Annotated in this window: 19 protein-coding genes; 11 read left to right on the top strand and 8 right to left on the bottom strand. The window is 59.5% G+C overall.

Annotation, left to right across the window (positions count from 1 at the left end):
• Positions 1-75: 75 nt before the first annotated feature.
• The 9 genes from KZ772_RS02135 to KZ772_RS02095 all read left to right on the top strand — a co-directional run bounded on the left by KZ772_RS02135 (position 76) and on the right by KZ772_RS02095 (position 11,967).
• Entirely contained in the window at positions 76-2,748 is a 2,673-nt protein-coding gene (locus KZ772_RS02135) for a [protein-PII] uridylyltransferase (RefSeq protein ID WP_290538247.1), read from the top strand.
• Between the two features lie 4 nt (positions 2,749-2,752).
• Entirely contained in the window at positions 2,753-3,934 is a 1,182-nt protein-coding gene (gene dapC, locus KZ772_RS02130; RefSeq protein ID WP_290538246.1) for a succinyldiaminopimelate transaminase, read from the top strand.
• Positions 3,935-4,106: 172 nt separating this feature from the next.
• Complete coding sequence (locus KZ772_RS02125; RefSeq protein WP_290538245.1) at positions 4,107-4,454, top strand: ArsC family reductase; 348 nt, start codon at positions 4,107-4,109, stop codon at positions 4,452-4,454.
• Positions 4,455-4,499: 45 nt separating this feature from the next.
• Positions 4,500-5,534: a 2,3,4,5-tetrahydropyridine-2,6-dicarboxylate N-succinyltransferase gene (dapD, locus tag KZ772_RS02120; protein WP_290538244.1), complete on the top strand. Its 1,035-nt coding sequence runs from the start codon at positions 4,500-4,502 to the stop codon at positions 5,532-5,534.
• Between the two features lie 200 nt (positions 5,535-5,734).
• The gene (dapE, locus tag KZ772_RS02115; protein WP_290538243.1) at positions 5,735-6,862 is read left to right on the top strand and encodes a succinyl-diaminopimelate desuccinylase; all 1,128 of its coding nucleotides are present in this window, start codon (positions 5,735-5,737) and stop codon (positions 6,860-6,862) included.
• A 197-nt stretch (positions 6,863-7,059) separates the two neighbouring features.
• The gene (locus tag KZ772_RS02110; protein WP_290538242.1) at positions 7,060-7,260 is read left to right on the top strand and encodes a DUF1656 domain-containing protein; all 201 of its coding nucleotides are present in this window, start codon (positions 7,060-7,062) and stop codon (positions 7,258-7,260) included.
• A 2-nt stretch (positions 7,261-7,262) separates the two neighbouring features.
• Entirely contained in the window at positions 7,263-8,141 is an 879-nt protein-coding gene (locus tag KZ772_RS02105; RefSeq protein ID WP_290538241.1) for an HlyD family secretion protein, read from the top strand.
• Positions 8,138-10,234 (top strand): FUSC family protein, encoded by a 2,097-nt coding sequence (locus KZ772_RS02100; protein WP_290538240.1) that lies wholly within the window; start codon positions 8,138-8,140, stop codon positions 10,232-10,234. Before KZ772_RS02105 ends, KZ772_RS02100 begins: the two co-directional genes overlap by 4 nt.
• Positions 10,235-10,368: 134 nt before the next feature.
• The gene (locus KZ772_RS02095; RefSeq protein ID WP_290538239.1) at positions 10,369-11,967 is read left to right on the top strand and encodes an aldehyde dehydrogenase family protein; all 1,599 of its coding nucleotides are present in this window, start codon (positions 10,369-10,371) and stop codon (positions 11,965-11,967) included.
• Positions 11,968-12,122: 155 nt separating this feature from the next.
• On the opposite strand, the gene KZ772_RS02090 is transcribed toward KZ772_RS02095, so the two are convergent.
• Positions 12,123-12,995, bottom strand: a complete 873-nt coding sequence (locus KZ772_RS02090) for a Dyp-type peroxidase (protein ID WP_290538238.1) — start codon at positions 12,993-12,995, stop codon at positions 12,123-12,125.
• A gap of 189 nt (positions 12,996-13,184) precedes the next feature.
• Here KZ772_RS02090 and plsB point away from each other — a divergent pair, with 189 nt between their 5' ends.
• Positions 13,185-15,686, top strand: coding sequence for a glycerol-3-phosphate 1-O-acyltransferase PlsB (gene plsB / locus KZ772_RS02085; RefSeq protein ID WP_290538237.1), 2,502 nt, complete (start codon positions 13,185-13,187; stop codon positions 15,684-15,686).
• Between the two features lie 74 nt (positions 15,687-15,760).
• Here the strand turns inward: plsB and KZ772_RS02080 are convergent, their stop codons facing one another.
• The 6 genes from KZ772_RS02080 to KZ772_RS02055 form a co-directional block, all read right to left on the bottom strand.
• Complete coding sequence (locus tag KZ772_RS02080) at positions 15,761-16,477, bottom strand: outer membrane beta-barrel protein (protein ID WP_290538236.1); 717 nt, start codon at positions 16,475-16,477, stop codon at positions 15,761-15,763.
• Positions 16,478-16,624: 147 nt separating this feature from the next.
• Complete coding sequence (locus KZ772_RS02075; RefSeq protein WP_290538235.1) at positions 16,625-17,245, bottom strand: class I SAM-dependent methyltransferase; 621 nt, start codon at positions 17,243-17,245, stop codon at positions 16,625-16,627.
• Positions 17,246-17,348: 103 nt separating this feature from the next.
• Positions 17,349-18,146, bottom strand: a complete 798-nt coding sequence (locus tag KZ772_RS02070) for an undecaprenyl-diphosphate phosphatase (RefSeq protein WP_290538234.1) — start codon at positions 18,144-18,146, stop codon at positions 17,349-17,351.
• Between the two features lie 110 nt (positions 18,147-18,256).
• Entirely contained in the window at positions 18,257-18,691 is a 435-nt protein-coding gene (locus KZ772_RS02065; RefSeq protein WP_290538233.1) for a thioesterase family protein, read from the bottom strand.
• Complete coding sequence (tsaB, locus tag KZ772_RS02060; RefSeq protein WP_290538232.1) at positions 18,688-19,362, bottom strand: tRNA (adenosine(37)-N6)-threonylcarbamoyltransferase complex dimerization subunit type 1 TsaB; 675 nt, start codon at positions 19,360-19,362, stop codon at positions 18,688-18,690. Before tsaB ends, KZ772_RS02065 begins: the two co-directional genes overlap by 4 nt.
• On the bottom strand, positions 19,359-21,317 hold the full coding sequence (locus tag KZ772_RS02055) for an ATP-dependent DNA helicase (RefSeq protein ID WP_290538231.1): 1,959 nt from the start codon (positions 21,315-21,317) through the stop codon (positions 19,359-19,361). The genes tsaB and KZ772_RS02055 overlap by 4 nt, the downstream gene beginning before the upstream one ends.
• A 78-nt stretch (positions 21,318-21,395) precedes the next feature.
• On the opposite strand from KZ772_RS02055, the gene KZ772_RS02050 reads away from it, so the two are divergent.
• On the top strand, positions 21,396-21,950 hold the full coding sequence (locus tag KZ772_RS02050; protein WP_290538230.1) for an NTP transferase domain-containing protein: 555 nt from the start codon (positions 21,396-21,398) through the stop codon (positions 21,948-21,950).
• A gap of 149 nt (positions 21,951-22,099) precedes the next feature.
• Here the strand turns inward: KZ772_RS02050 and KZ772_RS02045 are convergent, their stop codons facing one another.
• Positions 22,100-22,486: an SCP2 sterol-binding domain-containing protein gene (locus KZ772_RS02045; protein ID WP_063507999.1), complete on the bottom strand. Its 387-nt coding sequence runs from the start codon at positions 22,484-22,486 to the stop codon at positions 22,100-22,102.
• Between the last annotated feature and the right edge of the window lie 143 nt (positions 22,487-22,629).

Raw genomic sequence — 22,629 nt, 5'->3', positions numbered from 1 at the left:
CGGGCCAGCCACCGGTTTCATGCCGGCCTTCCTTGCCCAAGGCCGGCATGCCCGCAACTTCATTACAGGATCCGTATGACTCTTTCCCCTGCCCTGCCCCATGAACAACTGTTTGAGGCCCTCCAGGAAAGCGCCCAGCCGGGCCAGTATGCCCGCCAGTATCTGGAGCAGGGTCAGGAGCGCCTGAACCAGGCCTTTGCCTCCACCGACATTACCGAGCTGGTCCGCGCCCGGGCCGATCTGGTGGACCAGGTGATGATTGCCGCCTGGTCCCTGTTCGGACTCGCCGACCGGGATGGAGTGGCACTGGTGGCCGTAGGCGGCTATGGCCGGGCCGAGCTTCACCCCTGTTCTGATGTGGACGTACTGGTGTTGATGGCCGACAGTCCGGATCAGAGCCTGCGCGATTGCCTGGAGCGTTTCGTCGCTTTCCTGTGGGATATGGGCCTGGAAATCGGCCATGCGGTGCGCACTCTGGATGAATGCGTGGATCTGGCCCGGGAAGACATCACCGTTGCCACCAACATCATGGAAGCGCGCACCCTGGGAGGCAGCGACACCCTTCGCGTACAGCTGGAAGAGCGCACCGGCCCCGAGCACATGTGGGATTCAGCCGCCTTCTTCGCCGCCAAGTGGCAGGAACAGGTGGTCCGCCACAAGCGCTTCAACGACACCGAGTACAACCTGGAACCGGACCTGAAAAATGCCCCCGGCGGCCTCCGCGACGTGCAGATGATCGCCTGGGTTGCCAAACGCCACTTCAATGCCGACAGCCTGGAAGCCCTGGTAGATGTGGGTTTTCTGACCGCCGAAGAATACGGCGTACTGCGCAAGTGCCTGGATTATCTCTGGGAAGTACGCTGGCAATTGCATGTGCATACCGAGCGCAACGAAAACCGGCTGCTATTCGATCATCAACGCCAGCTCGCCACCCGTCTGGGCCACGAGGATTCCAGCGCCAATCTGGCGGTGGAGCATTTCATGAAAGGCTTCTACCGGGTGGCGCTGGCCCTGTCGGTACTCAACGAGATGCTGCTGCAGCTATTCGATGAGGTGATCCTGCACAACGAGAAGCCGGACCAGGTGCGCCCGCTCAACCGCCGCTTCCAGGTGCGCAACGACTACCTGGAAGTAACCAGCCCGCAGGTCTTCGAGAAGCACCCCAGCGCCCTGCTGGAAGCCTTTGTGCTGATGGCTCAGAACCCGGAACTGAAAGGGATACGCGCCTCCACGGTACGGGCGTTGATCTACAACCGTCGACAGATCAACGACGCGTTCCGCAACGACCCGGAAAACACCGGCCTGTTCATGCAGTTGTTGCGCAGCCCCCACGCCCTGTTCTCGCAACTGCGGCGCATGAAACGCTACGGCATTCTCGGCAAATATTTGCCGGAGTTCGGCGGCATCATCGGCATGATGCAGTACGACCTATTCCACATCTACACCGTGGATGCCCATACCCTGCTGGTCATCAAGAACATGCGCCGGCTGCGCTATGAAGACCTGCGCGAGGAATTCCCCCTGGCCAGCGAGGTGTTCTACCGCCTGCCCAAACCGGAACTGCTCTACGCTGCCGGCCTTTACCACGATATCGCCAAGGGTCGTGGCGGCGATCATTCCGAGCTGGGCGCGGAAGATGCCATTGCCTTCTGCCAGCGCCATGGGCTCACCGCCTGGGACGGCAAACTGGTGGCCTGGCTGGTGAGAAATCATCTGACCATGAGCGTGACCGCCCAGCGCAAGGACATCTCCGACCCGGACGTGGTCTACGAATTTGCCCGCAAGGTGGGGGACCTGGTGCACCTGGATTATCTCTACGTGCTGACCGTGGCCGACATCAACGCCACCAACCCCACCCTGTGGAACTCCTGGCGCGCCTCCCTGCTGCGTCAGCTCTACACAGAGACCAAGCGCGCCCTGCGCCGGGGCCTCAACAACCCGGTGGACAAACAGGACTGGATCGACGAAACCCGCGATGCGGCAATGAAGATGCTCACCGAGCGGGACCACGACCCCAAAGCTATCGAATCCCTGTGGGCGAATATCGGCGACGAATACTTCCTGCGCGAAACACCCCGGGATATTTCCTGGCATACCGAAGCCCTGCTAGACCGGGATAACCCGGAAGACCCGCTGGTGCTGATCCGCGAATCCAGCCAGAGCGTACTGGCCGGCGGCTCGCAGATCTTTATCTACACCCCGGACACCCGCAACCTGTTCAGCGCCACGGTGAACGCCCTGGACACCCTGGGCCTGACCATCATGGACGCGCGCATCATTACCAGTGCCGACGGCTTCAGCCTGGATACCTATATCGTATTGGACGAGCACGGCACCCCCATTGGCGAGGACTGGCCGCGCATCGAACAGATTCGCAAGACGCTCACCGAGACCCTGAAGCATCCGGAACGCTTCTCCTCCACGGTGAGCCGACGTATGCCTCGTCGACACAAACATTTCGATGTGCCCACCCAGGTATTGATCAGCAACGATATCGTCAACGACCGCACCGCCGTGGATATCCAGACCCTGGACCGCCCCGGCCTGCTCGCCCATATCGGCCGCATTTTCATGCGCTTTGAGTTGCTGGTGCAGAATGCCCGCATTGCCACCCTGGGCGAGCGCGTGGAAGACGTCTTCTTCATTACCGATCTCGATGGTGAACCGGTTTCCGACCCGGCCCTGTGCCAGGAACTTCAGGAAACCCTCATCAAAGAGCTCGACGACAAGAACAACGGAAACTCCTGACCTTATGAACCCAGATCTGGAACGGTTGCACCCTTACCCGTTTGAAAAACTGAAACTCCTGTTCAAGGATTTGCCTGCCTCGGACAAGTCGCCCATTGCCCTGTCCATTGGCGAACCCAAGCACCCCTCACCGGACTTTGTGCAACAGGTGCTGCGCGACAACAGCGCCCTGCTGTCGCGCTACCCCACCACCGCCGGCATCCCGGAACTGAGTGACGCCATTGCCGCCTGGCTCAAACGCCGCTTCCACCTCAACAGCGTGGATGCGGCCAGCCAGGTACTGCCGGTAAACGGCACCCGGGAGGCCCTGTTTGCTTTTACCCAGGCTGTCATCGACCGCCAGCGTCAACCACTGGTACTGATGCCCAACCCCTTCTACCAGATTTATGAAGGCGCCACCCTGCTGGCCGGTGGCGAGCCGTTGTACCTGCCCTGCACCGACGACACCGGCTTGCAGCCGGATTTCGATGCGGTCAGCGAAGACACCTGGATTCGTACCCAGCTGCTGTTTATCTGCACTCCCGGCAATCCCACCGGCGCCACGCTCACCAAGGCCCAACTCAAGGCCCTCATTCAGCTGGCCGACAAATACGATTTCGTGATCGCCTCGGACGAGTGCTACTCGGAAATCTACCGGGACAAGCCCCCCGCCGGCCTGCTTCAGGCCTGTGCGGAACTGGGCCGGGATGACTATCGCCGCTGCGTGGTATTCCACTCCCTGTCCAAGCGCTCCAACCTGCCAGGCCTTCGCTCCGGCTTCGTGGCCGGTGACAGCGAAATCCTCAAGGGCTTCCTGCGCTACCGCACCTATCACGGTTGTGCCATGCCCATTCACCACCAGCTGGCCAGCATCGCCGCCTGGAATGATGAAACCCACGTGGAAAAAAACCGGGCACTGTATCGGGAAAAATTCGACGCGGTACTGGACATTCTCGGCGGCCCACTTAAGGTATCCGCCCCGGCGGCGGGCTTTTACCTGTGGCCGAAAACACCGATTTCCGATGAGGAATTCGCCCGACGCCTGCAAGCGGAGCAGAATGTCACCGTGCTGCCCGGTCGCTACCTGTCCAGGACCGTCAACGGCAAAAACCCGGGGCAGAACCGGGTGCGCATGGCGTTGGTGGCACCGCTGGAAGAATGTATCGAAGGGGCGAAACGCATCAAGGCGTTGCTGGATACGCTGTAAAAGACAGCTACAAGCCACAAGCTTCAAGCTGCAACACGGATCAGGATTAGCTCAACCTGAAGCACCCTGCCCGCGCACAAATGCAGAAATGAAGCGCGGTGATAACGCGGAAAGGTTCTGCGACACAATCCCGCGTTGAGGCTTGTAGCTTGAAGCTCGAAGAGGAAAACACATGGAACTGACCATCTTCGGTATCAAGAACTGCGATACCATGAAGAAAGCCATGAACTGGCTGGATGAAAACGGCATCGACTATCACTTCCATGACTACAAGAAGGAAGGCGTGCCCGAGCAACGTCTTCGCCAGTGGCTGGAGGCGTTGGGCTGGGAAACCGTGATCAACCGCCGCGGCACCACCTGGCGAAAACTGGACGATGCGGTAAAAGAGTCCATGAACACGGAAAAAGCCATCACCGTGGCAACCGAGAATCCGTCCATCATCAAACGCCCGATTCTACAAAACGACAATTTCATCCTCGCCGGTTTCAAGGCCGATGAGTGGAAAGACACTTTGAATTAAGAAACGTCAGACGCCTGACGTCCGACGCATTGAAGAGAGGACACCATGAGCAACTTTTTCGCCATCGCCCTGGGCTGCGGCACCAAGAACCGCAACGATAACTGGCTGGAAGTGTTTTATCCGGACCCGGCCCTCAATCCGGATGACAAACTGGTGGAAGTCATTCGTGACGAACTCGGTTACCAGGGCGGCAATGCCGCCATCGAACTGACCCATCGTCAGGTGCAGCACATTGCCCGCGAATGGCGCGAAGCCGGCTTTGAACATGAAGCCAGCTATGCGGTGGCATTCCAGGAATCCGATCGTCCCGTGGTACTCACCGTGCTGGAAACCGATGCGGAGCCGGCGTCCACCCCGGAGGCCTACCTGAAACTGCAGCTGATCTCCCACCGTCTGGTGAAGCCTCACGGCGTCAACCTGTCCGGCATGTTCCCACTGCTGCCCAATGTGGCCTGGACCAACGAAGGGGCCGTAGACCTGGACGAACTTCCCGAGCGTCAGCTGCTGGCCCGTCTGAATGGCAAGGTACTGGAAGTGAACAGCGTGGACAAGTTCCCCAAGATGACCGACTACGTGGTGCCCAAGGGCGTGCGTATCGCCGATACCGCCCGCGTCCGTCTGGGCGCCTATGTGGGCGAAGGCACCACCATCATGCACGAAGGCTTCATCAACTTTAATGCCGGTACCGAAGGTCCGGGCATGATCGAAGGCCGCATCTCTGCTGGCGTTTTCGTAGGCAAGGGCTCCGATATTGGCGGTGGCGCCTCCACCATGGGCACCCTGTCCGGTGGCGGTAACATCATCATTTCCCTGGGCGAAGGCTGTCTGCTGGGCGCCAATGCTGGCACCGGCATCCCCCTGGGCGACCGCTGCACCATCGAAGCCGGCCTGTACATCACCTCCGGTTCCAAGGTACAGCTGCTGGACGACAAGGGCGAGATCGTCGACACCGTCAAGGCCCGCGACCTGGCCGGCCAGTCCGACCTGCTGTTCCGCCGCAACACCACCAATGGTGCAGTGCAGTGTCTGACCAACAAGAGCGCCATCGCCCTGAACGAAGAGCTGCACAAGCACAACTGAGGCACCAAGCCCCAACCGGACCACCTGTAGGAGCACCTCTCGAGGTGCGAACAAAGGCCAGAAGCGAGTAACGAGGTACGAGTTGCGAAAATCAAAACCGGTTTTGCCGTTCGCTTCTCGTAACTCGTGACTCGCAACCCCCCTTCGCACCTCGAGAGGTGCTCCTACAGCGGCTTCGAACCACCGATTCTGGAAGACCCATGTCCCGCACCCTCGACTACACCAAAGAACTCATCCGCCGCGCCTCCGTGACTCCCGAGGACGAAGGCTGTCAGGACTGGATGATTGAAAAACTCGAAGCCCTCGGTTTCCAGTGCGAAACCCTTTGGTTCGAGGAAGTGCGGAACCTGTGGGCCCGTCGTGGCAAGCAAGGGCCGGTGTTTGCCTTTGCCGGGCACACCGATGTGGTGCCCACCGGGGATGTGTCAGCCTGGAAGTACGATCCCTTCACCCCCACCGAGGAAGGCGATCTGCTTTATGGTCGCGGCGCGGCGGACATGAAAGGCTCCATCGCCGCCATGATGGTGGCCATCGAGGATTTCGTCGCCGCCCATCCGGACCACAACGGCAGCCTGGCGCTATTGATCACCGCCGATGAGGAAGGGCCGTCAGTGAACGGCACCGTCAAGGTGGTCGAACATCTGCAGGCCCGCAACGAGCACATCGACTTCTGCCTGGTGGGCGAGCCCTCGTCCACCGACACCGTGGGCGATGTGATCAAGAATGGTCGCCGTGGCTCCCTGGGCGCACGGCTCACCGTCAAAGGCATTCAGGGCCATGTGGCCTATCCGCACCTTGCCCGCAACCCGGTGCACGATGCGGCACCGGCGCTGGCCGAGCTGGCCGCCACGGAATGGGATCAGGGTAACGATTTCTTCCCGGCCACCAGTTTCCAGATTTCCAACATCAACGCCGGCACCGGTGCCACCAATGTAATTCCCGGCACCTGCGAGGTCATTTTCAACTTCCGTTTCTCCACGGAACTGACCGATGCCCTGCTGCGCGAGCGCACCGAGGCGGTCCTGGACAAACATGGCCTGGATTACGACCTGCAGTGGACTCTGTCCGGGCAGCCATTCCTCACCGATCGCGGCGCCCTGGTCGATGCCGCCGTAGCGGCCATCCGTGATGTCACCGGTCGCAACACCGAGCTGTCCACCGCCGGCGGCACCAGTGACGGACGCTTTATTGCTCCCACCGGCAGCCAGGTGGTGGAGCTGGGCCCCACCAATGCCACCATCCACAAGGTGGACGAACACACCAGTATCAGTGAACTGGATACCCTGACTCACATCTACACCCGTCTGCTCGAAAATCTGATGCTGTGAATCGGCACACAAGGCCCAGGATGACCATGGCGCGGAAACAGGCTTAACCCGACCTCCGCTTATGGCACCTGCAGGAGCACCTCTCGAGGTGCGAACCCCTTTTCAGGGCTCGGGTTCGCACCTCGAGAGGTGCTCCTACAGCGACCCCTAATTATCCGTTACCATGCTCGCTAACATGACACTGCCAGGGAACGACGATGTGGCTGCATGAAATTCCGGTAGGCGGATTGCTGATCAGCCCCATGGTGCTGTTCGTGCTGCTGGCCATGGGGCTCACCCTGCTGACCTTTCTGCTGCTGCGTAAACTGGGTTGGCATCAGCAACTCTGGAAAAGCGCCTGGGTCTATCTGTCACTGTTTATCTGTTTTGTCGCCCTCTCCCTACGGATACTGAGTTAGCAATGCAACAACCGCTTCGCATCCTGATTACTGTGGTTCTGGTCATTCTGGCGCTGCTGGCCGGTAACTGGGTGTGGAATTATTACCTCTATGCGCCCTGGACCCGCGACGGCAAGGTGCGCGCCGAAATCATTACGCTATCCCCGGATGTGTCCGGTTGGGTCCGTGAGCTGCACATTCGTGACGACCAGACAGTACAACAGGGCGACCCCCTGTTCCGGATTGATGACATCCGCTACCGGGCCACTCTGGCCCGGGCCGAGGCCCAGCTGCTCCACGAGCAGGAATCCCTGCGCCTGGCGGAACATCAATACGAACGACGCAAGCGACTGCACGCCGGCAACAGCATCAGCCGCGAAGAACTGGACAGCGCCCGCATCGAGGCCCAGCTTGCCGCTGCCAATGTGGCCCTGGCCGAAGCCGAGCTGGCCAGCGCCAGAATCAATCTGGAGCGGACCCGGGTGGAAGCCCCCGCCGATGGCACCATCGTCAACCTGACCCTGCAACAGGGCAACTTCGTTAACCAGGGCACCCCGGTGGTCTCCATGGTCAAGGCCGGCAGCTTCTATGTCACCGGCTACTTCGAAGAAACCAAGCTACCGATGGTGGAAGTGGGCCAGCGGGCCACAGTGGTTCTGATGAACGGCGCCCGCAAACTGCGCGGCAAGGTCACCAGCGTGGGCCAGGCCATCGCCAACGCCAACACCCAGACCGACGGCCAATTACTGCCCCAGGTCCAGCAGACCTTCAATTGGGTGCGGCTGGCCCAACGCATCCCCGTCCATATCGAGCTGGACCACATCCCCGACGACATTCTGCTGGCCGCCGGCATGACAGCCACGGTGCGGCTCCACGAGCGGGACACCAAGAGCGCCCAATGACACTGGATCCGCGACTGGCCGTCCTGCTCACGCCAGACCGCCAATCTCTGCTGTTCGCCACCAAGGGTGTCATCGCCATGTCGCTGGCACTCTATCTGTCCATGTTGTTGCAACTGGACCGCCCCTATTGGGCTCTGATTTCCGCAGTGTTCCTGCAAGTTCGCCCGGAAACCGGGCTGGTGATTGAAAAAGGCTTCTGCCAGATCGGCGGTACCTTGGTGGGGGGCGTCGCGGGGCTGCTGATCCTTGCCTGGCTGCTTCCCTACCCGGCACTGGCTATTGGCGCACTGACCCTGTGGATCGGTCTCAATGCCGGCGCTTCCGCCTGGGTGCGCCAGGCCAATTTCATCTACGGTTTCGCCATGGCGGGCATCACCGCCACCCTCATTGTCGTGCTGGCCATCGTCGACCCGGCCAATACCTCCAGTCTGGGCATTTTCCACATCGCCAACGCCCGGGTCAGTGAGATCATTCTCGGTGCCCTCTGCGCCACCCTGGTCAGCAGCCTGCTGTGGCCGGTGCGGGTCAGCAGTCTGCTCAAGGAGCATGCCCGTACCGCCCTCAACCAGACACTGGCCTATCTGGAACTGGAACTGGATCCGGCGGGCACCCACGCCAAACGCCACAATCAGGTGGATACTCTGCTACAGAGTATTTTTGCACTCAGTGATGACAGCAGCGCCGTTCACTACGAGGGCAGCCATGGCCCGGGGCGGGCCCGGGCGGCCACTGTGATCTGCCACAAAACCCTGTCACTGGTGGCACGCATCCGCGTGATCGGACGCCTGATGCGTAACCACGACGATCTGCTCACCCCGGCCCTGCGCGACCTGCTGGATGGCTTGCGGACGGCGTTCCAGCGCATGCGCGAAACCCCTTCCGCCGAACAGGCCATGAAAGAGGCCCAAACCCTGCGCCAGCAACTGCGTGAAGCCCGCGGAGAACAGACCGACGATGCGCCGCCACTGCAGCGTCGCTTCTTCCAGGTCGCCCAGAACCTGACCGCCGACCTGATTCTTGCTCTTGAGGCCAACCGTGCCCTGCATTTCAGCCATGAAGTGCAACTGCGACCGCAGGGCCTGCGGCCTTATCGGGATCTGCAGATCGCCGCCGCCGTGGGCCTGCGCAGTGCGCTGGTGTTTGCCCTTGCCGCCGGGCTCTGGGTGGGCACGGCCAGCCCCATGGCCATCATGCTGATGATCATGCCAGTGATGTTCACCATTCTGTTTGCCCGCCTGCCAGAGCCAGATCAGGTACTGAAACGGGCCACCTTCAGTTCCGTACTGGCCGCACCGGTGGCCCTGTTTTTCACCCTGCCCCTGCTGGCACTCAATAACGGCAACTTTCCCCTACTCATACTGATTCTCGGCGCGCCCCTGTTTGTTGGCCTGCTGGCTATCAGTAAGCGCCTGACCCTGCCCCTTGGGCTGGGCTTCTGCACCCCCTATATCATTCTGGTGCAGCCGGGCAACGCCATGGATTTTGACGTGGCACGGGTGGCCAGTAACGGCCTGGCAATCACCGCAGGAATCGCTATCGCCTTCCTCATGTTCCGCCTTATTACGCCACCCAATGGCCCCAACCTGCGCCGCCGGCTGATCCGCCAGACCGCCACCGACCTGACGTTAATGAGCAATCCCTCTGCGGCCACGACAGGTGACGCCAATATCAATGAGGAGTGGTTCAACGCCCGCATGGCCGACCGCCTGCGCTGGCTGACCATCTGTGACAAGGCTCTGCCAGAGGCGCAACGCCACTTCACCGATCTTGGCCTCACCGGGCTGAACCTGGGCCAGGTCTCCCTGTGGCTTCAAAGCCGTCTACGCAGCAATGCCCCGCCCGCACTGGTCGATAGCGCCCATCGCTGGCAACTGGCCCTGGCGGCCGCCTACCAGGCCTGCTCTCGTGGCAAGGTCGACGAGGGCTTTCGCCTGCAATCTGAAAAGCTCAAACTGGACATGGAAGACGCTGGCAATCTGGCCCAGCGCGACCGCGAGCTGATTGCCGGCGCGCTGGAGCGCATTGCCCTGACCTTCGAGCGCATGGCGTTCCGACTGGCGGAAGCGCAACAAAAGCCAGGCGTTGCAGCCTGAAATCGGCCCGAACAGCACTAGCCAGAATGTCTACTCTGTGTTTACCTATGTGCCTTTTCCGGAGCCAGACACTGGCCCCCTCTGAACAGCCCACAGGCCGCCTTTGCGACCTGTCGTGATGGAGACTTCCTCACATGACCGCGCAAGAAAAACTGGACAGCAAAACCGTACTGGACACCAACCCGGCCACCGGCACTGCCGTGGCCGAGCTGAATGAAACCGATCTGGCCAAACTGCCTGAGATCATGGCTAAAGCCCGTGAAGCCCAGGCAATCTGGGCGGCCAAATCGTTCAAGGAACGGGCCCGTCATATCACCATGATGCGCAGCTACATCGTCGATCGTGCCGATGACCTGGCTCGCACCGTCAGCGAAAGCAACGGCAAGACCCTTACCGATGCCCTTGCCACCGAAGTGCTGCCCTGCGCCCTGGCCTGCAAATGGTATGCAAACAACGCTGAAAAATACCTGAAAGAGAAGAACCGCCCCGGCGGCAGCATCCTGTTCTTCAACAAGAAGACCCACATGCTGCGCGTTCCCCTGGGCGTAGTGGGCATCATCAGCCCCTGGAACTATCCGCTGTCGATCCCCTTCGGTGAAATTGTCATGGGCCTGATGGCCGGTAATGCGGTGCTGCTGAAAGTGGCTGCCGCCACGCCGGCTGTGGGCCGCGCTATCGAGCAGATCATCGCTGCCGGAGAGTTACCCGAAGGCCTGTTCCATCATATCGTCGGCTCCGGTTCCAAAGTGGCCACCGGCTTTTTCGATAATGGCGTGGACAAACTGTTCTTCACCGGCAGCGTCCCCGCCGGCAAGACCCTGATGGCCCAGGCCGCCGAAACCCTCACCCCGGTCTCCCTGGAGCTGGGTGGCAACGACCCCATGCTGGTACTGGAAGATGCCGACCTGGAGCGAGCCACTAACGGTGCTGCCTGGGCCGGTTACCAGAATGCCGGCCAGAGCTGCGGCGGTGTGGAACGGGTGTATGTGGTAGACGCGGTCTACGACCAGTTTGTCGATCTGCTCGCCAAGAAAACCCGCCAACTGCGTCACGGCGTGGGCTGCAACGACTTCAATGTGGATATCGGCAGCCTGACCACCGCCGGCCAGCTGCGCACCGTGCAGCAACATCTGGAAGACGCTCTGGCCAAGGGCGCCCGTATCGAGGCCCAGTCCCGCCCGGTGGGCAATGTGGAGAACGGCTTCTTCCACCCGGCCACGCTGCTGACCAATGTCACCGATGACATGCTCACCATGTGCGACGAGACCTTCGGGCCACTGATTGCCGTGCAACGCGTGGCCAACGAAGAAGAGGCCATCCGCAAGGCCAACGAATCCAAGCTTGCGCTGACCTCCTCCGTGTGGACAAAAAACAACAAGCGCGGTCGCGCCATCGCTGCCCGCCTGCAGTCCGGGGTCACCACCATCAACGACCACCTGTACAGCCACGGCCTGTCCGAAACCCCCTGGGGCGGCTGGAAGGAATCCGGTATCGGCCGTACCCACGGCCCGGAAGGCCTGGAGGAAATGACCCAGGCCAAAGCGGTCAACTGGGATATCCTGCCCTCCAAGCGCAACATCTTCTGGTATCCCTTTGACGAAGCCACCTACAACGGCATCAAGAACGCCCTGCACTTCGTTTTCCCGAAAGGCATCGGTCAGATGCTCGGTGCCTCACTGAAACTCACCCCGTTCCTGGTGAAGAAGATGTTTACCAAATGGAAAACGGACTAAGGCAGTGAATAGTTAATAGTGAACAGTTAACAGCGGCGCGGTTTAGCGCCTCCTGGACTGAAAACAAAGAGGCCGCGCCCATGATCTGGGCGCGGCCTCTTACGTTTCAAAGCAATAAAATCTATTTCGCGAAACTGTTCACTATTAACTGTTAACTATTCACTGATCTTATCCAGCCACTCCTGGTCCGGCGCATACCACCAGGAGCCCATTACCGGGCGGGTGTAGTCCAGTAGGCGGTCTTTGACAGTATCGTCGGCAATGCCATACATGCGGCGCAACAGGTAGTCATAGCGGTCCAGTTCGCAGCAGAAGGCCAGGAAATACAGGCCATGCTCGGTGCTGTCACCGTAGGGCACAGAGCGGCGCCACATTTTCTGGGGCACACCATCACGATCCACATCGGTGCGGCCCACGTGGGAATCCGGCGGCATGCGCTCTTCGTCGAATTCCACCGCATCTTCCTTGGTGCGGCCAAACACGTTTTCCTGTTCGTTCACTGGTAGCTGATTGAATTTTTTCAGGTCGTGAACCCATTTCTGGGTCAGCACCCAGCTACCACCGGCACCGGGATGCGGCTCGGCTATAAAGGCGGCCTTTTCTGCCTTGTCGCCGGTAGGGTTACCGATACCATCGACAAAACCGGTCAGGTCGCGCATATCGTGGTAAACAAAACTGTTCAGCTCCAGTTGCGTGGAAAGCAGCTCGCCCACGGCATCACGGACCTGCATACCGGTATCAAACAGATCACCGCGCTCTTTCGCCTGCACCCAGACCCACAGGTCGCCCTGGGTGGCCGGCACATGGCCTTCCAGGGAAAACGGAGGGAAGCTAAAGCGGGTGTCCAATTGCTCCCACAGGGCCGGCCCGAACGCCATCAACACCGGCGTCTTCTCGCTTTTCAGCGAATTGAGCTGGCGCAATGCCACTTTCACCGCCTGCAGGTCCTGGCCGCTGCTGAGGCAGAACTCGAAGAACAGATGATGCTGATAACTACGATCAAAAATCCCCGTTTGCGGTGTCGACACCGTTAACTCCTTAGTACTTATCGATAAACCCCTACAGTCTAGCAAGGCTACCTGACTTGTTCCCGTGAATATAAGGGACCATCGTACGAGGCGACAGACGCAATTCTGAAACAAATTGAAATATGCGCTGGTGTTCCCTGCCCAGGCCTTTCGCTACACTTAGTCCACATTGGTTAACTGAATCCGACTATGACACCTTGGCTTGGCCTGGATCGCCTGGGCTTCTTCCTGATCCGCATTTTTCTGCGTTTGTGCACACGTGCTAACGCATTGCCTTCCAACCCCGACGAACTGCAGCTTGCCCCGAACACTCCGGTGGTCTATGTGCTGCGTGATCGCTCCGCCGCCGACGCGGCAGCAGCCGATCAATCCGCACGGCAACTGGGCCTGGCATCCGCCCTGCATGGGCTGACGCTGGGCAAAAGCCATCTGAGCCACAGTTACTTCCAGCTTTACCGCCGCAAGTTCAGCAATGGCCGGCAGCGCACCCCGATATCCCCGCCACGGCTGGAAAAGCTGGTCAGTGCACTGCGCGCTAACCCGGAAGCCGATGTACAGCTGGTTCCGGTCTCCGTGTTCTGGGGACGTCGTCCGGAAAAGGAAAGCTCCATGTGGCGGATCCTGTTTTCTGACAACTGGTCACCGGCGGGTTTCATCAAGAAATTCTTCATTATCATTACTCAGGGTCGACAGCTATACGTCCATTTCAGCAAACCTATGTCCCTGCGCACCCTGGTGGATCAGTGCCCCACGGATGAACAGACCGTTCGCAAGGCTTCCCGCATTCTGCGCGTGCATTTTCGCCGCCAGCAGGAAGCCGCCATCGGCCCGGATTTGTCACACCGTCGCACCCTCACCAATACCGTGGTCGACTCAATCCCGGTGCAAGAGGCGATTCGCGCCGAGGCTGAACGTCAGGAAACCAACATCGAAAAAGTGGAAGCCAAAGCCCGGCGTTACGCCATGGAAATCGCCGCCGATTACTCCCATACCGTCATTCGTTCTCTTGAGTTGTTCCTGAACTGGGTCTGGAACCGACTGTATGCCGGGGTCAGGTTGTACAACATGGACAACCTGACCAAGGTGGCAGGCGACCACGAAGTGATTTATGTGCCCTGCCACCGCAGCCACATCGACTACTTGCTGCTGTCCTTTGTGGTATTTCGCAATGGCCTGGTACCGCCGCACATTGCCGCCGGTATCAACCTGAATATGCCCATCGTCGGGACCATTCTTCGCCGTGGCGGCGCCTTCTTCATGCGCCGAAGCTTTCGCGACAACCCGCTCTACGCCACTGTCTTCAGTGAATATCTGCACACCATCACCGTGCGCGGTTATTCCATCGAGTACTTCGTGGAAGGTGGCCGCAGCCGCAGTGGCCGTATGCTCAAGCCCCGCACCGGCATGCTGGCAATGACCCTGCGCAGTTTCCTGCGTGATGCACGCAAGCCGATTGCCTTTGTTCCGGTCTATGTGGGCTACGAAAAAGTCATCGAGTCCGGCTCCTATATCGGCGAGCTGCACGGCAAGAAAAAACAGAAGGAATCCGTCGGCGGGCTGATGAAATCCCTGGCGGTGCTCCGTAGTCATTTCGGCCAAGTACACGTGAATTTTGGCGAGCCCATCAAGCTGGTGGACTTCCTGGATCAGCATCACAACCCCTGGCGCAGCGAGGATCTGGCCGCCGGCGAAACCCCGGCCTGGTTCAAGCATGTGGTGAATGAACTCGGACAGGAAGTGGTGGAATCCATCAATGCCGCTGCGGTGGCCAACCCGATCAACCTGCTAAGCCTGGCTCTGTTGGCCTCGCCCAAGCACACCATGGATGTGGCCCAGTTACGCCAGCAGCTGAACCTGTACATCGCCCTGCTCAAGCAAGCGCCCTACAGCGACAGCGCTGCCATCGCCACCGATGACGCCTCTGCCATCATCCAGTACGGGCTGGACAACGAGTTCCTGGAGCGTATCGAGCACAAGCTGGGTGATGTGGTAACCACCGATGAAAAGACCGCCCTGCAGATGGCCTATGTACGCAACAACAGCCTGCATCTATTCATTCTGCCCGGCCTGATCTGTTCGCTGGTGATGAACGCCCGCTCAATCAGCATGGACACCCTGCAGGGCATGGTGCATCTGCTCTACCCCTTCCTGCGCAATGAATACTACCTTCATTGGCAGGACGGCGACGACCTCTCCCAGGCCGTCAGCAAGACCGTGGATGTGCTGGAGAAGGAACAACTGATCAGCCGCGAGGACAACTGTCTGCACGGTGCCCCGATCCACACCCATGAATCCGACATGCTGGATCATCTTGGCCAGACCGTGATGCCGTCCCTGGAGCGTTACTATCTAACCATTCGCCTGCTGGTTCAGTACGGTTCCGGCATGCTGACTGCCGACCAACTGGGCGAACTGGCTCACCAGACCGCCCAACGGCTGTCCCTGCTCTACGAATTCAACTCGCCGGAATTCTTCGACAAGGTGGTGCTGAAAAACTTCATAAGCCAGTTGTACGGTACTGGCCTGGTCACCACCGACGGCGCCGGCGCGCTGGTGTTTGACGAGAAACTGGAATCCCTGGACGATGAAGCTCGCCGCATCCTCAGCCCGGATATCAGCGACGCTATTCAACGGGTGACGCGGGTAACTGACATTGAGCACCTGTCCGAGCCGGTTCCCTCAGCTTCCTGAGGCCGGCAAGAATCGGCGAAAAAAATACCCGCCGTTCGGCGGGTATTTTTATTCCAGGAAAAGCTAGGGAGCCTCTAAATAGCGATAGACACACCCAGGCTGTAGTTAATGCTCTCCAGGTCCATTTCCAGTTCCCGGGACAGTGCTACCGAACCACCAACACCATTGGCAGTATCCCCGCTCTCCACAGTACCGGCATCCACATAGAAAATGGAAAAATCCACGGATGCCGCATCACTGAGCCAGTAGGCAACACCAGCACCAAACTTGAAGGCAAACTCGGTGCTGTCACCGTCCTCAATGGTTGCAGAGGCGCCACTAACGGCAACGGTCATATCCTCCAGTTCATTATCCGCAAGGCCGATACCTGCCCCTACATAGGGATCAAAGACACCGGTGCCGCGATCATTCATGAAGTGATAGTAGCCATTGATCATTAACAGATTACTGGTGGTCTTGGCCTCGAAAGTCCCCGCCTCTGAAGCACCGCCCGAGCTGACGGTAACGCCATCGTCTTCCTTGGACGCCAGCGAGAAATCCAGTGCAACTTCTGCGCGCAGGTTGGGGGAAAGCCAGGCACCACCGGCCACGCTAAAATAGTCCACACCGCCCGGGTCATAACCATCAATGTTCAGGGTCTCATCGGGTGGGCCTGCCACCGTAAAATCCATATCCTGTTCATCATAATCAGCAAGGCTGTAGGCAAAACGCAGATAGTTATCCGCCATGGCGGATAGCGGCAATACCACCGGCAGTGCCGCAGCCAACGCAAGCAAACGGAAAGTAGTCATGATCTGATCCTCATGTTTAAAGTGTCGCTCCCTAACACCAGAACATCAGGTGCGCCTTTGACGCTATCAAAGCGACATCATTGTGTCTATTTTGTGATCAACCCATGAACACGTTACGCGGGGGGACTAGTTGCTCCGTGATTCGGGCTACTCATAGACATCAAAACGAATAGCCTTACCGGCAATCTGATGGTGGGGGCGGCGTTTTGCCAGGGGCTCTGCCTTTCCGGGGCGTTTGACCACAACCCGTTGCGGGTCCAGACCGAGCGCCCACTCCAGCAGCATCACTTCTTCGTGGTGATCTGGGTACGCCGCCAGTTGCTGAAGCCATTGCAGGTCTTTTTTTACCGCCGCACTTTTTTCCCGGGATGGAAACATGGGATCCAGATAGACCGCATGCAGTGGTGGCATACTGTGCGCATCTGCTCCAGCGCAGGGCAGCAATTGCATGACGGCAGCCAGCTCTGTCGGCGCCCGTCTCAGGCCATCCGCCAACATGGCATGGAGAATGGGTGAGCGCTCCGCCAGCAACACCGGGAAGCCAGCCATGGCGATCAGGGCCGCATCCCGGCCAAGGCCGGCAGTGGCATCCAGAACCGTACGGGTTTGTTCCCGGGGTTTTCCCAACGCTTTGATAAGGCGTTCATGTCGAACCCGCTCCGGCGTCAGTCGATAGCCCTGTTTTCCATCGCTGAAGGTGACGCTCAAAGGGCTTTCCCGCCCTTCCGGTCGCCACAGGCTCAGGCGCTCTTCGTGCCAACCCAGCACCAGGGGTAAGCCCAGTTCTGCTGCCCTGCTTGCCTCTTCTACCGGAACTCCAGGAAGCCCATCAGGGCAACCTGGCAACAAGCCAAGCACTGCCTCCATGATATCAGGCCAACCACGCCAGCAGTGCGATGCCAAGGATCAGGCGATACACCACAAACGGCAGCATGCCGATACGTTCAAGCAGGCGAATAAAGAACACGATGGTCAGGTAGGCGGTAATTGCACTGACCACAGCCCCCAGGGCCATCAGGCCCCAGTCCACCGCTAACTGCTGCTCGATCAGATCCTTTGTCTTCAACAATCCCGCACCAAGAATCACCGGAATGGAAAGCAGGAAGGAAAACCGGGCCGCATCTTCGCGCTGATAGCCCAACGCCAATGCCGCCGTGATGGTAATACCACTACGTGAGGTGCCGGGAATCAGTGCCAGGGCCTGGGCCAGACCGATAAAGATCGCACCCACAATGCCCAGGCGCACCAGGCTGAACTGGCGCTTGCCGAAGGCATCTGCCGCCCATAGCAAAGCACCAAACACCAGGGTAGTGACGGCAATCACCAGTGCCGAACGCAGCTCGCGCTCGATCCAGTCATCACCGAGAAAGCCGAATAGCACCGCAGGAATGGTGGCCAACACCACCAGCAGGCCCAGTTTCAAGTCGTCATTCATGGTCCGCTGGGTCACGGCCTGCCCGGCACCACCGATCATGGCAACCAAATCCCGGCGGTAGTAGGCCATCACCGCCATCAAGGTACCCAGGTGTACGGCCACATCAAAGGCCAGGCCCTGGTCAGGCCAGCCGAGAACCTGTGACGGGAGAATCAGGTGGGCAGAACTGGAGATGGGAAGAAATTCGGTAAGGCCCTGTATCAGGGCCAGCACCAGCGCCTGGAACCAATCCATGGAAAATCCTTGTTGAATATGACGTCAGTTACGAGGTACGAGGTACGAGTTGCGTGGGGCGAAAGTCAAAACCGGTTTGGGTTTTCGACATGCGCTTCTCGTAACGTTTTCTACTCGTTGGCGGTGATCTGGTAGCCCTGCAGGAATTCCGGGGGCATGCGGCGGGGCTTGCCGGAATCCAGTGCCACGCAGACCCAACGGGTACGGCCGCGCAGCAGTGTCCGGCCGTCCGATTCTCGAACGATCTGGTAACGACGGGTAATGCTGATGCGCTGGTCGTTTTCCACGATCCAGGTGCCGATTTTCAAGTGCTCGCCTTCAAAGGCCGGTGCCAGGTAATCCACCTCGGTGTGCCGGGCTACCATGCCCCGGTTGAGTTTCTGATACAGATCCCAACCCAGCCCCAATGACGCGGTATGATCCCAGGCAATTTTCTCCATGAACCGCAGGTATTCGGTGTTATTCACATGCCCCATTACATCGATGGCTTCGGCCGGCACGATCACCGCCAGTTCATGCACATTGGGAAGATCCCAGTTAATCATCGTACTGCTCCCTGAATTACCTGATCGCGAAGATAGACCGGCTGAGCCTGTTCCGCACTCACGCCCTTCCCCTGCTGGAAACCGGATAATGCCAGCTGTGCCACCGCTTTCGCATGGGGATGCACGTCGGCCTCACAGTGACTTGCGCCATAGGCCTTGCGCAGGGCTTCGCGATAGACCAGCCCGGAACCGATAATCATCCAGTCTTTTTGCGGCAGGGCCGGCAAGGTATCCGGGTGGAACAGACCATCATCGAACAGTGTTCTGGCAAGCCCATCCTCGCAGCAATAAGCGCCCAGATAGACTTCACCCATGCGCGCATCAAACACAGCGATTACATCCCGATGTGGCGCGGTATCCTGGGCACTGAGCGCACAGGCTGCCAGAGTGGACACCCCGATCACCGGCAGGTCTGCCGCAAAGGCCAGTCCCTGGGTGACAGCAGCAGCCACCCGCACGCCGGTAAAGGCACCAGGGCCATGGCCAAAGGCAATGCCGTCCAATTGCCGCAGCGTCAGTTCCGACTCCGCCAACAGTGCTTCCACCATGGGCAGCACCCGTTCGGTTTGCCGCCGTGGAGCCTGCTCGAAATGTTCGAGCACCTTGTCACCGTCCATAATAGCCACCGAGCAAGTCTCGCCGGCGGTTTCCAGAGCCAGAATTCGTGTCATGATTCTATCTGTTCCGTTGCCTGCCCTTCCTGTTGTTGTCGGGCCAGGTAATCAAAAAACCGTTTTACCACGTCCAGCTTTCTCGTGCGGGTCATGTTTGGCAGACTGTTCACAAATAATTTTCCGTAGCTGCGTGTCAGCAGCCGGGGATCCGCCACCACCAGCAAGCCGGTATCTTTCGGATCACGGATCAGGCGTCCGGCTCCCTGGCGCAATGCCAGCACTGCCTGAGGCAACTGATAATCGCGGAAGGCGTTACCGCCATTGCGATTGATGTGCTCGATACGTGCCGCCGCCACCGGATCACCCGGTGAACCGAACGGCAGTTTATCAATAATTACACAGCTCAGTGCCTCTCCACGCACATCAATGCCTTCCCAGAAGCTGCTGGTACCCAGCAGCACCGCATTACCCTTTTCCCGAAAGCTGTCCAGTAACTCCCGTCGACCGGACTCCCCTTGTACCAGCAACGGGTAATCCAGGCGCGGGCGCAGCAGCTGGGCTGCTTCCCGTAATGCCCTGTGACTGGTGAAAAGGAAAAAAGTGCGCCCCTTGGCGGCATTAATGACCGGCACCATGGCGTCACAGAGCGCTGCGGTATAGCCGGGATCATTGGGTGCCGGCAGACCGTCGGGGGCATAAAAGACCGCCTGGCGCTTGAAGTCGAAGGGGCTCTCCAGCCGCAGCGTGGTAGCCGCATCCATCCCCAAACGCTTCTGGATATGCTCAAAACGACCGCCCACCGACAGGGTCGCAGAGGTGAGTACCCAGCTGCAGGGCTGACGCTCGCGCTGAGCCCGCAACTGGGCTGCCACTGACAAGGGTGTGCTGTGCAGCACCACGGTGCGCTTGAAGGTTTCGAACCAATACACCCGGTTGGGCTGCTCCCCTTTCAGGTAAGCCGCCAGGCAGTCCACCTGCTCGCTGGCGCGGCGGGCACAGGCTTCCATGCCCCGGCTGGCCTTGGCCAGGGGCCCCAGAAACATTTCCAGATCGCGCAGCGCGGCCAGCAGGGTGTCACCGGCTTCAATAACAGCGTCTTTCTCCGCCACTTCCGACCAGGGTTCACGACGCTCGCCATCCCCCAGGCTCAGACGCAGATCCAGGCAGCCTTTCTCGACTGCCGCGATCAACTGGTTCAGGCGTGCGAGGTCGGCGGCGGTATGCCCGGCTTCGGAAAGACTATCACGGCCCAGTTCCTGAACTTGGCGGGTACTGAGGGTGTCACCGAAAAAGGCGGCGGCGATTTCCGGTAACTGATGGGCCTCGTCAAAGATCACCGTATTGGCACTGGGCAGTAACTCCGACGCCGAGCCGTTACCGCGCAGGGCTGCATCGGCAAAAAACAGATGGTGATTGACCACCACCAGGTCCGCTTCCTGGGCTTCCTTGCGGGCCTTCATCAGGGGGCATTCCTGGTAGTTGGGACAGTCGGTGCCCAGACAGTTGTCTGCCGTACTGGTGACCCAGGGCCATACCGGGGCGTCTTCGGCAATCTGTTGCAACTCGGCAATGTCACCGGTCTTGGTGCGTCCCGCCCAGTGGGCCACGATCTGCAATTGCTCGGCGGTTTCCCGGGTAAGAAAACGGGCTTCTTCCTGATGCAGAGTCAGGCGATAGGGGCAGAGATAATTGGCGCGGCCCTTCAGCAGCGCCACCTTGCGCGGCAACCCCAGGGCTTTCTTGACCAGTGGCACATCCTTGAAGAAAAGCTGATCCTGCAGGCTCTTGGTGCCGGTGGACACCAGCGTCGGCCCCTCCGACAGCAGGGCCGGCACCAGATAGGCCAGCGTCTTGCCGGTACCGGTTTCCGCCTCGACCATCAGGGTGCCGCCAGTGCCGATCACCGCGTCCACTGCGTCCGCCATGGCCAGCTGTGCCTCACGGGGCTGATAACCCGGCAATAGCGGCGCAAAGCGCGTCAGATCGGTAAGATGGTTACGGGCGCTGGTCACACGATGTCCTGAGGATAACGGAAAGGAAGCAAGCGACAGAGCATACCATTCACCTGCTGAACCCCAAAGGAGTTGGGCATGGAAAACTATACCCTGATTATCCTGGCGGGCGGCCAGGGAAAGCGGGTCGGCGGCGCCGACAAGGGATTACTGGAGCTGGACGGCAAGCCACTGATCGCTCACCTGCTCGATCACCTGACGCCCTCCCCCAGCCGCATCGTGATTAGTGCCAACCGTAATCAGGCCACCTACCGGCATTGGGCCGATCAGGTCGTCAGTGATGAACGGGACGGCTTTCAGGGGCCCATGGCCGGCCTGGAAGCGGCGCTGGATGCCAGCCAGGGGCTCTGCCTGTGCCTGCCCTGTGATCTCGTGCAGCCTCCCACCTCACTCCCCGGCGATCTGCTGAAAAAAGCCGGGCCAGATCATATCTGTGTCGCCCAGGATCCGATCCGACGCCAGCCACTCTGCCTGGCTCTGTATGCGGAGCACTGGCGGGATTCCCTGCATGCTTATCTGGATAGCGGTGGTCGCAGCGCCTACGGCTGGCTGGAACAGACGACCGTGCACCCGGTCGCCGTGGCCACACCGCTGCAGAATCTGAATCACAGTTTACATGGCAGAAATAGCTAACCACCCACCAGCGAAATACAAGAACCAGAATCCCTCAGAAGAGAATCATTTTTTATGGCAGCGGCCCTCTCCAGCGGACAGTAACGTGCCTCCAGAAACAACAATGCCCGCTCGAGGCGGGCATTGTCAGCAAGCAATAAACCTGACTATCAGGCAGTCACTTCCTGGATCTGCTTCATCAGGGCAACCTGATCGGCAGAAGGCTGTGCAGTTTGCAGTGCCATCAGCTTGCTCATGTCGCCTTCGATGCGGATCTGGCCGCTCATGAAGCCTTGCATGCCGGCGGACTGGTCACCTTCGATGAAGATGCGCTTGGCCAGGTCGGCGGGCAGAATCATGGTGGTCGGCGCGTCGGCGTGGTGACCTTCTTCGATCATGCCACCTACCAGTGCCATTTCCTTGTCGCCGTTGTCACCGGATACGGTGATGTTGATTACCAGGTCTGCCAGAGCAGCCGGGGTTTCCACATCGCCAGCACCGTCACGGATCTCTTTTACCTTCGCAAACCACTCGTCAGACAAAAATTCCAGGCTCATTCTTATATCTCCTTGACCTATCGTTGTGGCTTCGACACCCCGCATAAACCGGCATCGCCATTCAAACGAGCGTTCGAAACTTACCCGTACCTTATAGAAAGCCCCGGGGGGTGGCAATAGCCGTACCTGCGTCTATCCGGGAC

The organism is Alcanivorax sp., from assembly GCF_019431375.1.
GTDB lineage: Bacteria > Pseudomonadota > Gammaproteobacteria > Pseudomonadales > Alcanivoracaceae > Alcanivorax > Alcanivorax jadensis_A.
Note: the sequence above shows the minus strand (reverse complement) of the source record. Positions and strands in the feature narration are given on the sequence as shown.